This is a genomic window from Acetomicrobium hydrogeniformans ATCC BAA-1850 (assembly GCF_000160455.2).
GTDB lineage: Bacteria > Synergistota > Synergistia > Synergistales > Acetomicrobiaceae > Acetomicrobium > Acetomicrobium thermoterrenum.
The window spans coordinates 1,887,341-1,901,529 of sequence record NZ_ACJX03000001.1 but is presented as its reverse complement, the minus strand read 5'-3'; the positions used below and the strand labels follow the sequence as shown (position 1 = coordinate 1,901,529).

Below are 14,189 nucleotides of genomic sequence, written 5' to 3'. Positions count from 1 at the left end.
TTGATCCTCCTTTTTATTAAATTTATTAAAGTTAAGCGGAGCACTTTTGGCGCTCCGCTTGCATAGTTTTCTTTATTCTTCTAATTTTCTTTATTCCGCCAACAGGGGCTCGATACCGGGAAGTACCTTACCCTCCATAAACTCAAGGCTGGCTCCGCCTCCCGTGGAAACGTGAGACATTTGATCGGAAAATCCGAGCATATTCACGGCCGCAGCGGTGTCTCCCCCACCGATAACTGTGTGTCCGCCATTTTTAGTGACTTGTGCTACAGCCAATGCCACCTTTTCGGTACCGGCTCTGAAGGGCTCCAGTTCAAATACTCCCATAGGACCGTTCCAAAAGACTGTTTTCGCTTTACCTATTATCTTGCTAAAATTATCAATGGACTTCGGTCCAATATCAAGGGCCATCATGTCCTCCGGTATTGACGTCTCAAGATCTATGACAGATGCTGGTACATCGGCTTTTACGTCTGGTGCTACGACGGAATCAACGGGAAGATGAATCTCAACGCCCCTAGAACGGGAAAGCTCAAGCATTTCCTTAGCATATTCCAGTTTTTCCTCTTCACACAAAGATTTTCCTATCCCGTATCCCCTAGCTTTTAGGAAGGTATATGCCATGCCTCCGCCTATGATGATGTGATCGACCTTAGAAATGAGGTTCTCGATAACTCCTATTTTATCCGACACCTTCGCTCCGCCTAAGATAAGTATATAAGGATGAGCCGGATTGTCCCTTACAAGGCCGAGGGAATCGATTTCTCTTTTTATGAGAAAACCTGCAAAGGACGTCAGATAATCGACCACCCCACGTGTAGAAGCATGTGCTCTATGGGCAGCGCTAAAGGCATCCATGACGAAAACCTCAAAGGGCTTTGCAAGCTCTTTCGCAAAGTCGGGGTCATTTTTGGTCTCCCCCTTATAGAAACGGACATTTTCCAAGACGAGCACTTCTTCTTGTTGCTGAGAAGCGACTGCGCGCGTCACTTCTTCGCCAATGCAATCTTGAATAAAAGTAACCTTCCATCCGGTCAATGCCTTTAAATGCTCTGCTACGGGTTTAAGCGAGAACTGCGAATCCCGTCCCTCTTTAGGGCGACCTAAGTGGGATACCAAGGCGAGACGGGCCCCGCTATTTCTCAAAAACGTTAAAGTATCGAGGTGTGCTTTAATGCGCGTGTCGTCGGTAACGACACCGTCCTTCATAGGCACATTAAAATCGACCCTGACTAGAACTTTTTTACCTGATACGTCTTTGGAGTCTGGGATCCTCAATTTCATATGCAACCACCAGCCTGACTAAAGCGATTTTGCAACGTAGTTTGCCAAATCGACCAGCCTGCAGGAATAGCCCCATTCGTTGTCGTACCATGCAAAGACCTTAACCGTGCAGTCTATTGCCATCGTTTGATTTGGCATAAATATAGCAGAATGGGGATCTCCTATGAAGTCTGCGGACACCAAAGGACCAGGTTCGTAGGCGAGAATGCCTTTCAACTCTCCTTCCGCGTACTTTTTCATTGCTGCATTGATCTCTTCAACTGTTGCCGGTTTCTTTAATTCTGCAACCAGATCCACGATGGACACATCTGGCGTAGGAACGCGGAGCGCAATTCCGTTAAGCAATCCCTTCAATTCCGGAATTACCTTGCCTATGGCCTTTGCTGCACCCGTAGATGTAGGAATTATAGAAAGGCCCGCAGCCCTGCCGCGAGCGGGGTCTTTTTTGTGGGGAAAATCTAAAGTCACCTGGTCGTTCGTATAAGAATGCGCCGTGGTCATGAGCCCACGCAAAATACCGAATTCCTTGTGCAACACCTTAACTAAAGGAGCAAGGCAATTTGTGGTACAAGACGCATTGGAGATGATTACATGTTTGGTAGGATCATATTTATCCTCATTTACTCCCATTACTATTGTGATGTCTTCATTGCTCGCAGGTGCCGAAATGATTACCTTTTTAGCTCCTGCTGCTAAATGGGCTTTTGCCTTTTCGCCATCGGTAAATCGACCCGTTGATTCCACTACGACATCTACGCCGAGATCCTTCCACGGAAGCTTGGAAGGATCTGGCTCAGCGCATACTTTTATCTTATGCCCATCTATAATTATATAATCGCCGTCCACTTTTACTTCGCCCGGATAACGACGATGGACGGAATCATACTTGAAGAGATAACCCAATATCTCCGGCGATGCCAAATCATTGACGGCCACCACATCACATTCTTTCTGGGCATCGTATTGCATCAAAGCCCTCAAAAACAAACGTCCAATACGCCCAAAACCGTTTATAGCTATTTTTTTTGTCATAATACACTCCACCTCCTGTTAGCATTAGAAGATCAACTTGATTGTTCAAAATTAGGTACAACTTATATTATATTTTAGCAGCCATGATGGGTTATTACAAATCGAATCATGAGCCGGAAAATTTGACTCCTTCATAACCGGCATCCAGGTCTATATCGGAAATTTCTTTGATCATGTTTTCAAGTTTGTTCCATCTGTATTCTACAGTGCTTTTACTGACGGGCTTGGATAGCAATTGCCCGACTTCCCGAAGAGTAGCACTGGGGTAGTTTAGTCGTACAAGCACGAGATCCTGCATATATGCAGGAAGATCGTTTATAATGCCGGTTTTAACAAGCAATTTACTAATATAAAGCTGCTTTTCGGCCGCCTGAAGGCTTTTTCTGATATTGGACGTGTCGCAATTAACCTGTTTATTTGCTCTGCTTTTAACGGATCGGATTATAAATTTTTCCTCGAGCATAAGAGAGGTCTTCATAAGCTCCATGCCCGCAAGAAGCGTCGTGATGGATTCGTGGCTACGAACCTGCACCTCGTAACTGCCAGAACGATTTCTGAAGGTATTCTTGATTCCCTTGGCATTCATGAAAGCCAATAGCTTTTCGCATAACTTATCATTTTTAATCCTGAAGACTAAGTGATAGCCGTTCTTAGGCCAGAATATTGAACCGCAGCTGCCAAATAATCCCCGCAACCATGCCCAAGAGGCCTTTGATCTAGAGATGTCTTCGTAAAGATCAATGGGCAAGATCAACTTAACCCGACCTTTTTTGTTTTCGGGAACTCTCATATATGACGAAATATTAACATCCGACCATCGCGTATATTTCCAGAGCGAATAAAGCCTCCTAAATACATACAATCGCAGCGATGCACATATTGCATAATTCATCTTTTGCTTGACAAAAATTCCTTCTATGATTCCTGAACATTCGGTATCTGTCCTGCTTTTATCTAAAGATACGCTATTTATCCACTCATCCCAGAAAATTGAATCGATTCTTTCCATATTTCCTTTTCCCTCGCGCTTCTCGCTATCTTCATCAGACATTCGGCTAATTTAATTGAATCATGCCGGACCGCCCCTTCTTCAATCTTACATAACTCATCCTCAATTAAGTATATACCGATTTTCTTGAACTTCTCCCTTTCCTCGGGTGTTAACAACAACGGCATCGAACCTTGGGCAACATATTTTGATACAATTTCATGAGGCAAAGCCTTCGAATTGGCCACTACAAAGTCAGGAAAGCCTTTTAAAACTTTACTGATCCATCTCACGTGGTCCCATACGGTAAACCCCTCGGTTTCGCATGGTTGAGTCATGAGGTTGCAAACATAAACAACCGGCGTGGAAGAAGTTTTAACGGAATCGGCGACTTTTTCAACAAGGAGGTTGGGTATGACACTGGTAAAAAGACTGCCCGGTCCAAGAATTATAAGATCGGCATTTTCGATCGCCTTCAACGTCTCGGACAGAGGCTTTACGCTCTTAGGCTCAAGCCAGATATCTTCCAGGTATTTGCCGTAATTTGTGATATTCAACTCACCCTCAATTCTCTCGCCGTTTATAGTTTTTCCCACTAAAGTTACGCTTTCAGTGGTAACAGGGAGTACTTGCCCCCTTATAGCCAGCATATTGTTCAATTCCTCTATTCCCATTCTGAAGTCACCGGCTATTTCTGTCGCTGCAAGGAGAAGCAGGTTGCCCAAACTGTGGCCGGTTAATTCTCCACGATCAAATCGAAAGTTAAGAAGCCTGTTTAAAGAACTATCATCTTCAGCAAGAGCTAAAAGACAATTTCTAATATCACCCGGCGGCAATACCCCCCACTCCTGGCGCAAGCGCCCGGAGCTACCACCCTCATCGGTCACCGCGACGACAGCCGTTATATTTCTGGTGAAACATTTCAAACCCCTCAACAAAGCAGACAGCCCTGTTCCTCCGCCAATAGCGACCACGTAGGGCCCCATAGAAAGCCTCTGACGCGACGCGCGGAGATAAACATCCCTATATTTTTCTTTATTTTTTTTCCTGTCTTTTGCCATACCGTCGTTATTAGTGGAATCAGCTGCTTTCTTAGAAAATATATAAGCCACGGCTCCACCCAAAAATGCACCGGCAAAAAAACTAATCAGCGATGACATTGCTCACTTTCTCCTTATCCTTTTCTATGTCCCGATGCCTGATAATACACTTTTCTCCATCGATCGACAGCTCTTTGGCAAGCCATTCGGAATAGGCAACGGAACGATGCCTTCCTCCTGTACAGCCTACACCAATGTGCACCTGCGGTTTGCCCGTTTTTCGATATAAGGGAAGAATCAGCTTTATCAAACGCAAAGATTCGTTGTAAAATTTCTCAGTTTCAGTGAAATTTAACAGATATTCCTGGACCTCGACGTCAACCCCGGTAAGATTACGAAGGGATGGGCAATAAAATGGATTTTCCAAGAATCTTACGTCAAAAACGTAATCACAGTCCGAAGGGATGCCATATTTATATCCAAAGGAAGTTATGATGACCGATGGTTCCGCATCCATCATACCCAACGATTTTAACAAGGCATCCTTCAGCTCTTGAATATTTAAATTACTCGTGTCTATTACCACATCGGCCAACTCCCTTACGGGAGCCACCACGCTCCTCTCTTTTGAGATCATTACGCTCAAAGGCAGATCTTTGCCTAAAGGGTGCCTTCTTCTCGTCGTTTCATAACGCCTTATTAATATTTCGTCGCCGGCATCCAAAAAAATCACCTTAACTAAGGACACTTTGCTTTTGAGCGTCGTTATAACATCTTCAAAACCTTTAAGAAGGATGCCGCCCCTAACATCAATTACCGCAACTATACCGTTATTGACGGCTGCCTCGTGAGTTTTAAGCATGTCTATCAATTGCGGCAGTATTGCCGGCGGAATATTATCTATGGCATAAAAACCAATGTCTTCCAATATCTTTAAGGCGGTAGATTTACCACCGCCTGACATTCCGGTAATGATAATACACTTTGAGATGCCTTGCTTCCCATATTCCTCATCGTGGTTATTGCACGGTATATCGATTTGCCTTTTATTATTGTTCCCGTCAATGTTGGACATGCCTGTCTGTTAGCACCTCCACAGCGTGCCTTAGGGTGGGAGATACGGCAGAGAAGCATTCTGTCGCCCCTTTTTCACTCCCGGGAAGGGCAACTATAACGGTCTTTCCCCTCGTTACAGCCATTCCCCTGCTCAAGATGGACATTGGATTGTTTAAAGATGTCGACCAGCGCATATACTCGCCTATACCATAGATAATCTTGTCCGATATTTCTAAAATGGCCTCGGGAGTCACATCCCTTCGCGAGATACCGGTGCCCCCAGTTATCAAAATTAAATCGAGCCCTACATCATCACACCAATGCCGGACAACCCTCTGTATTTCCTCTATTTCGTCAGGTACTATATCGTATTTTTTTCTCACTGCACCTATAGATTGAGAATTCTCCTCAAGGGATGGGCCAGAGGTATCTGTTAACTCCCCTTTACTTCTTCTGTCGCTGACTGTCAAAATCCCCAAGTTGATGGGAAACCACTCGTCATATTCCATAGATAGACGTAAAAATCCACCCTTGAATATCTCAGCTTTATTGTCGCTATGCAACTTTAAGATAACCTCTCCATTGTCAAAGGAAACGAGATTTTCGCTGTCTTCGACTCCATGAGATAGTACCAAAGTCAAAGCCGACTCGTTTAATGGCAACAAAGGCATGGGAGCGGTTATAAAAATCTTCTTTACCATTCCATCGACCATAGTCTCTCTCTTATTACCTACATGAAGATATGCCATTGTAACGTCCTTTTCGCCATCATAAATTCTTATCAGTCTCTTCTTAATCATCCTGTGCACTTTCCCTATCCTCCCAAAGGTAGTTGCCGCTTTTGCCGCCGCTTTTTTCGACCAAGTGTATTGCCTCAAAATGCATTCCCTTGTCTATTCCTTTACACATGTCATATATGGTCAGAAGGGCTACAGAAACTGCCGTCAATGCCTCCATCTCTACGCCTGTAACTTCTCTGGCAGATACTTCAGACGTTACCTTTATGCCATGGCGTAATTCATCCAATTCGCACCGGACCTTCACATGATCCAACCTTAAGTTGTGGCACAGCGGAATTATCTCCCAAGTCTTTTTGGCAGCCATTATGCCTGCAAGTTCGGCGACCTTTAAAACATCGCCTTTTGGGACATCGCCCTTATCAACCATATTATATATTTTATTCGGCAAAATGATCCAACCGCAGGCTACAGCTCTTCTTGAAGTAAGATCTTTCGAACCGACATCTACCATCATAGGATGGCCTGAATCGTCCAGATGCGTTACAAAGCCCATCGTTTAACCTCCTATTTGGGACATATGACTGTCTCCGGGGACCAACTTTTTCCAATTCGCGGGTTTTTCCCAAGCAGCCATCAATATCCTGCGTTTTACTTCCTCTAAATCTCCCTTTCTTAATGGAGAGAGTAAATCGAATCCCCCGGCAGCGAAGAGACAGTTTTTTATCTCCCCTGTCGCGGTAACACGCAACCGGTTGCAGCTATCGCAAAAATGGTGGGTTACCGCGGCTATTATCCCTATTTTCTGCCCGGTCTTCGAATTAACGTAATATTTCGCCGGCCCATCGGTTGCCGAAGGAGTTTCTTCCGCCATCTTCCAATCTCCGGATGTAAAAAGGGAATTTTCTATAGTGGAAGCGGAAATAAAGGAATATCTAGACCACAATCCTTCATCGAGGGGCATGAATTCTATAAACCTCAAGGTAGCTCCAATCTTTTTAGCAAAATCGGCCAAGGACATTGCTTCCTCTTCGTTGAAGCCTTTTATCAAAACGGTATTGATCTTTAAAGGCAATTTCAAACAGCTCCATAGCGTTATCCCCTCAATTACTTCGTTTAAATTCCCGATCCTTGTTATGAACCTGAACTTTTCGGCATCGAGGGTATCCAGACTTACGTTCAGCCTTATTCCCAGATCTTTTATTTCATCTATATATTTTGAGAGCAGAGAAGCGTTAGTCGTTACTGCAAGCTCCAGCGCAGGAAAGTACTGGCGCAAGGTTTGTAATAATTGCGCAAAACCCTTTCTTACGAAAGGCTCGCCTCCCGTTAGCCTGACTTTTTTGACTCCGAGTTCCATTAAAAGTTGGATTAACAATCGTATCTCTTCATACGTCATTATTTTATCATGGGGTATCCACTCTACCCCTTCTTCAGGCATACAATACCGACAGCGATAGTTACATCTGTCGGTGACAGATATGCGCACGTAGTTCAGTTTTCTTCCCAACCTATCTATGAGCTTGAGGGCCAACGGTATCCCCCCATTCTCTTAACCTTTTCTATAAATTTAGAATCGCTGACGGAATCGATGAGCGCCTCAATGCCGGGATGCGTCAATTCCTCTTCAGGAATTACAAGCTCGTAAGGTTCTTCAGTAATCGGAATAAAATCCAAACCTAGGGCATCAGCAGCAAATTTTATGCCAAGCGCGACATCGGCCATTCCCCAGGCTACCCTACAGGAAGCATCGAGATGGGTCATCGTTTGATCCTCGTAGCCTTTGACGGAAGCACTCTCTATTCCCTCTTCCCTCAACAGCGAATCGAGCAACACTCTGGTCCCTGCACCCGGCTGTCTATTGACGATACGCACATCGCCACGTGCCAAATCTTGGATGGAACTTATCTTCTTCGGGTTTCCCTTTTTTACTATAAATCCCTGCTGACGATAGAAAAGCAAAAAACGCCTCCATTTATCGCTTATAGGCTTAAAACTTGCTATATAAGTATCGTTGTATGACATATCTTTCGGATCCAGAAGGTGTGCTGCCGAAAGGTGGGCTTCTCCTCTGGCTAATGCTGCCAATCCGCCCAAGCTTCCGACAGACCTAATTACCAAATCAGCACCTCTTTTTCTAACAAATGAGACCAACTGGGCCACTGCCGGGTCATCGGAGCCTTGAAATAAAACCCGCTTTTCCCACAGGACCTCTTTTGTTAACCTAACTTCTATTTCCTTGCCTTTAGGACATTCATAGATTTTTGGAGGTATTAAAGCAAAACCATCCGAATCAGCTGTCGCTCTCATGGAACTTGATCCCCCGGAAATAGGCCACGCGTACTTTTTGCCTCTTAGCTTGACAACCTTCACTCTCAGCCATTCGCTTATCCCCTGTGGGGATGAATGAGATATAAGAAGAGGCAGGCTTAACTTTTCCCTTACAACCATGGCTTCGTCCAAAATTTTATTCTCGTCAAAATTTCCCTTCATCAACAATTGCAACAAAGGATAGACAACGCTCCAGGCAACAACCATTGTTGACATCGGAAACCCCGGCATTCCCACCACAGGTTTGTCTTTTACTGTACCAAGCAAAGCTGGCCTTCCGGGTCGCATTAAAACCCAATGAAAGATAAGCTGTCCTTCCTGCTCTATTACATTTGCTGTGAAATCCCTCTTCCCTTTGGCCGAACCGGCGCCAATGAGAACCAAATCATATTTGTTTACGGCATCCGCCAAAACTTCCTTCAATTTTTCCGGGTCATCTTTTACGTGAGGGCCAACGACGAAGGGGATTTTCCATTGTTCAAACATTCCCTCAAGCATTATCGAGTTGCTTTCCATTACTTTACCGGGGGGCAAGCCATCGGGGCTTTCCTCGGGTTTCCTTGGAACGATCTCGTCACCCGTTGGAATAAATATTGCCCTAGGCTTGGAAAGCAAGGGCAATTCTCGCAATCCCACGGCATAAAATAGGGCCATTAAATTAGGATCTACCTCATCGCCAAAATGGGCCACAATTTGTCCTTTTACTATATCCTCACCTATGGGCCTGAGATTTGCACCGGGAGGAACAGATATATAGACATATAGGTTATCATTTTTTAAAGATGTATCCTCCACCATCACAACCGAATCATATTGAGGCGGAACAAAAGCGCCTGTGTTTACCCATTGATATTGTCCCGTATTTAACGCTACAGGCGTGGCCGCAGTAGCCCTGGCCGTAGAGTCTGAAGAGACAGCATATCCATCTACCGCTGATGCCGGATAGTGAGGCACATTGACAGGAGACGCTATATCCTCTGCGAGCAATCCCCCAAGAGATTTCGACAAGGGGACATTTTTGACTAGAAAATCCCGATTACCCCAATGTGCTTTTAATAATTCCCAAGCTTCTTTTAAGGATATATGTTCTCTCACCATAGAATAACTTCTATCTCCTCTCCCTTTCTAGTCGTCTCCCTATTGATGGGCAAGACAGCGAGTCCTGCTGTCCTTTTCAAGGCAGATATGTAGCCCGATTTAGAATTCACAGGTACAACGCCGTCGAATTTTAATGAAACAGGTATATACTCTTCCACCCCACTCCGACTTATGAAATCATCAAGACATTTAAGTTTAATTATTTTAAAGTTTTTCTCATAAAGGCGAGTCCCCCCGATCATCATATCAAGCAATGGAAGCAAAACAACCCTGGCGACTACTGAGCAAGACAAGGGATGTCCCGGTAGAGAGATGACTAATTTTGATGATCCTTCTTTATTAATGCCTCCTATAAGGGTGGGCTTGCCAGGCTTCATATTGATGCCTCTCACGATTAAACCGGGGTCTCCCAGGTTTTGGATTACGTCATAGCAAAAATCTCTACTCGAAACGGAGGACCCACCGCTCAAGATAATGACGTCAAAATTCTCTAAAGAATTTTCAACAGATTCCTTAAGACGACGAAAATTGTCGGGAACTATCCCTAAAAACCTAGAATGGAATCCGTAATGCTTTAACAAAAGATGAAGCATAACACCATTGACATCTCTTACACATCCGGGAGGAAGCGGATTTGTAGATATATCAACGACTTCATCTCCTGTACTGAGGATCCCAATTTCAAGATCAATTACATCGATCTGTCTAATACCTAAACCGCAGGCGGCCGGGATATTCTTAAAATCGAGAATGTCTCCGACTTCGGCTATAACATCATTTGTTGCTATCTCTTCTCCCCGGGAAATGATGTTTTCTCCGGGCATTACGCTTTTTCTTACCTCGATCCATGGGCCGCTTTCTTCGGTGTCCTCCAGCATCACCACGGCATCTCCATTGCAGGGTAGAATACCACCCGTAAAAATTTGCATTGCACCTTCATGAGGCAATGGCTCCTCAACCACTCCTCCCATAGGAACAATGCCACACTTTCTTAAAAAAACGGGCGAAGAGGGCGATGCACCAATAACATCAGCACTTCTAACGGCATATCCGTCGCGGAGGCTCCTGGGAAAGGGAGGATGTGGTTCTGGAGCTTTCAGGTCTTTCCCCAAACGCAATCCACAGGCGTTGTCGATGTCCACTCTCCTCGTCCTCATTTTATAGGGAAAGCCCAAGCTATCGCATACAAGCTTGAGCGCCTCGGATCTTTCCAACAATTCTTCCACAAAACCCGACATGATACCTTCCTTTTGTATTCTAATTTGTATTCTAATATTTTACTATTAACGTAGGCAGATTCATGGCTTTAAGGTTCTTTTCCAATTCCTTTGCATCGGAATTATCTTTGCCTGCGTAAACTTGTACTCTATAGTATCGTTTACCATTTACAACGGCTTCAATTATGCGCACTTTATTTTGATATCCCGATGTTTCAAGTTTATTTTTGACGTCATCCGCTCTCCATTTTTCGGCAAATGAACCTACCTGAACTCCCCAACCGCCATCGGAAATTTGACGATCCGACGGCTGAGACGTTTGAGATTGAGACGGCTGCTGTTTTGCAACTGTTTGAGATTCTTGTACCGATGCAGTGGAGCTATCGGTAGACGCTCTGGAAGAAGGGGTAGCAATAACGTTATTTTCAGGTCTTAAAGAAGGTTCTTCTATAGGAACAGAGGGTTTAGCTACTTTAGAAGCAGTAGAAACCTGGGGTTTCTCCTCGGATTTAGGGGTTGCAGGTTGATCTATAACGTTGGGAGCTGTTGCTTGTTCCGACAACGTTTTTACAGGAGCGAAGAAAAACATCTTTACTCCAAGATATAAGAGCCCTATAGCCACCAACCCGATGAGAGGAACCATTATTTGGCCAAAAGAAAAAGTGCTTTGCTTTTTCTCCTTTTGCCTGTCTCTTTTCATCATTTCACTGTCACTCCTTTTGCATGGACTGTCGTCCTAAAATCCAAGAATTGCCGATTGCTCTTTTTGATCTTCCCTTGACAACGGCAAATTAATGAAACTATTATCTTTATTTTTTTCAAAGACATCGATCGACATTTCGGCCTCTGTTAAACCATACCATGATAACACATATTCCTTAAAGGAACCCTTAAAATCAACAGATTTTAACGTTATTACCTTACCAAAGCCTTTTAAATTTTCTTTCAATATTTTTAATCTTCTCTGACCCTCTTTTATTCCTACAAAAGGCTGGTCGGAAAAGGGAGTGCCTGGTTTTGGGACAAAGGGACTTATCGATATGGTAGATTTTAATTTCAGCTGCTCCCAAATTTCTTTCGTCAATTCCGCAATGGCTCTGACGTCGTCATCCTTTTCATCGGGAAGTCCCAGCATAAAATACATTTTAATCGAACTAATTCCATATTCGTTAGTCATTGCGAGCTTTTCAATTATAACTTTATTGGTAAAGCGTTTTTTTAACGAACTTCTCAGATCATCGCTCCCGGCCTCAGGTGCAATAGTTATACTTCTCTTTCCTCCCATTGCCATAGCCTCAACAACTTTTTCGCTCAAAGCATCTATCCTTAGAGAAGCAAAACTGACTTTCTTTTTAACCTTTGTAATAACATCCAGAATGAAATCTAATTCGGGATGATCGCCAGCCTCAGGAGTAACCAGTCCAACGTTAAAATTATCGTAATCTTTAAATTCATAGATATACGATGCTATGTCTTCTGCCGATCTATACCTCGCTTCTCCAAAATTATTAGGTACAACGCAATATGGACAATTTCTAAAACACCCTCGCTGCAATTCCAAAAGTAAAGTCCTTCCAAGGGCAGCCTTGGATGTCAACCAAAGGCTATGTCCCATGGATTGTGAAAGGTCTTCTGCTCTTCCTCTTTTTCGGTTTAAAGTATCGTTTTTTGATATAATTGTACGGTTATGGATTGGCGGAACATATATGGATGAGGATGTAGAAAGGTCATCCCACAGTTTTTTCTTGTTGCCATGGTGCATATAGGATCGTATAGATGCTACTAGATGATCTATAACCACTTCCCCGTCGCCCAAGCAAACGAAATCAGCTACTGCCGAAAAAAGAAGCGGGTTTATATATGTCACGGCTCCTCCGATTCCTACAACAGGGCCGTCAATAGAGGCCCTATCGCGCCAATGTAACGGTATTTTATTATAACGCAACATTTTCAAAACATTGATATAATCAGTTTCAAAGGAAACCGACGCAGTTATTACAGAAAACTCCGATAACTTTCGCTGCCCCTCGACAGATCTTTCCATCATGTCGAGAAAGAAACGTTCTACCCCGACGCCTCTTTTCTGTAATGCTGCGTATATATAGTGAAACCCCAAATTCGCCATGCCCACTTTATAGGTATTGGGATATATATATGCCCACAGGGGTGCTCCTCCTCTGGGCATATCCAAAAGGACCGTTTCGTCAAGATTTACGTTTGACACTTATTATTCCTTCTTTTTCCTCCTGACCACTGTTGGAAGATCGAACGTATCGATCTGAACGCCGCTTATTCTAAACAAATCTTCCTCCGGCATTTTAACCTCGGCCTCCTCAAGGTCGACGCGAGATTTCCTTTTGCCCTGCGTAGGCCTTCCCTTACCGGTTTCACCCTGAGAAAGGGTCGAAGCAAAGCCGGAAGCTATTACAGTAATTTGCAACTTGTCATCCATTTCCGGATCCAAGACGTGTCCCCAAATGATTATTGCATCCTCTGAAGCAGCTTCCGTGATAACCTGGGCTGCTTCTTTTATTTCGTGAATACCTACGTTGTTGCCTCCGGTAATGTTAAAAAGAATGCCCTTTGCTCCCTGCATAGGAGTCTCCATTAGAGGACTGTTTATGGCTGCCTTTGCAGCTGTAATAGCCCGATTCTCGCCCGTAGCCTCGCCAATGCCCATGATAGCGGATCCGGCATTGCTCATTACAGCTCTAACATCGGCAAAATCCACATTAATTAAGCCGGGACGCAATATTAGATCCGTGACCCCTTGAACCGCCTGGCGCAGCACCTCATCGGCAAGTTTGAAGGAATCTAATACTGCGACCTTCTTGTCGGATATTTCAAGCAGTTTGTCATTGGGTATCACGATGAGCGCGTCCACCTTGCCCTGTAAATTCTTTATTCCTTCCAAAGCTTGCATAAGCCGCCTCTTGCCTTCGAACATAAACGGCTTTGTCACTACAGCAACGACAAGAGCACCAACTTCTTTTGCAGTTTCCGCTACGACCGGAGAGGCGCCCGTTCCCGTTCCTCCCCCCATTCCTGCTGTCAAAAAGACCATGTCGGCGCCTTGTAAAATATCCTTTAATTCATCAGCGGATTCCTTGGCTGCCTTAAAACCGATTTCAGGATCCGAACCGGCACCTAACCCCCTCGTCAACTGCTCTCCAAGCACTATTTTAATATCAGCCAGGTTCTGCTCCAATTGAGTTACATCGGTGTTAGCGGCTATAAACTCGACTCCCTTGAGACCACTTGAAATAATATGATTTAACGCGTTGTTACCTCCCCCACCAACGCCAATTACTTTAATTACTTCCTTGTATTTGCGACTGTGGTTTTCGTTATCAATTTCAAATAACTTTGCCTTCTCAGCCATTTGGCAACTCCCCCAGAAAAAATC

Annotated in this window: 13 protein-coding genes; all 13 read right to left on the bottom strand. The window is 44.3% G+C overall.

The window, feature by feature from the left end; all coding sequences use genetic code 11:
- Positions 1-90: 90 nt before the first annotated feature.
- Entirely contained in the window at positions 91-1,284 is a 1,194-nt protein-coding gene (locus tag HMPREF1705_RS09510; RefSeq protein WP_057940962.1) for a phosphoglycerate kinase, read from the bottom strand.
- 18 nt (positions 1,285-1,302) lie between these two features.
- Complete coding sequence (gap, locus tag HMPREF1705_RS09505; protein ID WP_009201009.1) at positions 1,303-2,316, bottom strand: type I glyceraldehyde-3-phosphate dehydrogenase; 1,014 nt, start codon at positions 2,314-2,316, stop codon at positions 1,303-1,305.
- A 106-nt stretch (positions 2,317-2,422) separates the two neighbouring features.
- Positions 2,423-3,325 carry a DNA-binding protein WhiA gene (gene whiA / locus HMPREF1705_RS09500; RefSeq protein ID WP_009201010.1) on the bottom strand — a complete coding sequence of 301 codons (903 nt, stop codon included), beginning with the start codon at positions 3,323-3,325 and terminating at the stop codon, positions 2,423-2,425.
- Positions 3,286-4,464, bottom strand: coding sequence for a gluconeogenesis factor YvcK family protein (locus tag HMPREF1705_RS09495; protein ID WP_009201011.1), 1,179 nt, complete (start codon positions 4,462-4,464; stop codon positions 3,286-3,288). The genes whiA and HMPREF1705_RS09495 overlap by 40 nt, the downstream gene beginning before the upstream one ends.
- The gene (gene rapZ, locus HMPREF1705_RS09490; RefSeq protein WP_009201012.1) at positions 4,448-5,419 is read right to left on the bottom strand and encodes an RNase adapter RapZ; all 972 of its coding nucleotides are present in this window, start codon (positions 5,417-5,419) and stop codon (positions 4,448-4,450) included. Before rapZ ends, HMPREF1705_RS09495 begins: the two co-directional genes overlap by 17 nt.
- Positions 5,406-6,200 (bottom strand): MogA/MoaB family molybdenum cofactor biosynthesis protein, encoded by a 795-nt coding sequence (locus tag HMPREF1705_RS09485; protein ID WP_009201013.1) that lies wholly within the window; start codon positions 6,198-6,200, stop codon positions 5,406-5,408. The genes rapZ and HMPREF1705_RS09485 overlap by 14 nt, the downstream gene beginning before the upstream one ends.
- Positions 6,193-6,693 carry a cyclic pyranopterin monophosphate synthase MoaC gene (gene moaC, locus HMPREF1705_RS09480; RefSeq protein ID WP_009201014.1) on the bottom strand — a complete coding sequence of 167 codons (501 nt, stop codon included), beginning with the start codon at positions 6,691-6,693 and terminating at the stop codon, positions 6,193-6,195. The genes HMPREF1705_RS09485 and moaC overlap by 8 nt, the downstream gene beginning before the upstream one ends.
- A 3-nt stretch (positions 6,694-6,696) precedes the next feature.
- On the bottom strand, positions 6,697-7,671 hold the full coding sequence (gene moaA, locus HMPREF1705_RS09475) for a GTP 3',8-cyclase MoaA (protein ID WP_040347966.1): 975 nt from the start codon (positions 7,669-7,671) through the stop codon (positions 6,697-6,699).
- Positions 7,653-9,566, bottom strand: coding sequence for a molybdopterin biosynthesis protein (locus tag HMPREF1705_RS09470; RefSeq protein WP_009201016.1), 1,914 nt, complete (start codon positions 9,564-9,566; stop codon positions 7,653-7,655). Before HMPREF1705_RS09470 ends, moaA begins: the two co-directional genes overlap by 19 nt.
- Positions 9,560-10,804: a molybdopterin molybdotransferase MoeA gene (locus HMPREF1705_RS09465; RefSeq protein WP_009201017.1), complete on the bottom strand. Its 1,245-nt coding sequence runs from the start codon at positions 10,802-10,804 to the stop codon at positions 9,560-9,562. Before HMPREF1705_RS09465 ends, HMPREF1705_RS09470 begins: the two co-directional genes overlap by 7 nt.
- Positions 10,805-10,835: 31 nt before the next feature.
- Positions 10,836-11,486: an SPOR domain-containing protein gene (locus tag HMPREF1705_RS09460; RefSeq protein ID WP_009201018.1), complete on the bottom strand. Its 651-nt coding sequence runs from the start codon at positions 11,484-11,486 to the stop codon at positions 10,836-10,838.
- A 33-nt stretch (positions 11,487-11,519) separates the two neighbouring features.
- Positions 11,520-13,007, bottom strand: a complete 1,488-nt coding sequence (locus HMPREF1705_RS09455) for a B12-binding domain-containing radical SAM protein (protein WP_009201019.1) — start codon at positions 13,005-13,007, stop codon at positions 11,520-11,522.
- 3 nt (positions 13,008-13,010) lie between these two features.
- On the bottom strand, positions 13,011-14,165 hold the full coding sequence (ftsZ, locus tag HMPREF1705_RS09450) for a cell division protein FtsZ (RefSeq protein WP_009201020.1): 1,155 nt from the start codon (positions 14,163-14,165) through the stop codon (positions 13,011-13,013).
- Positions 14,166-14,189: the final 24 nt, after the last annotated feature.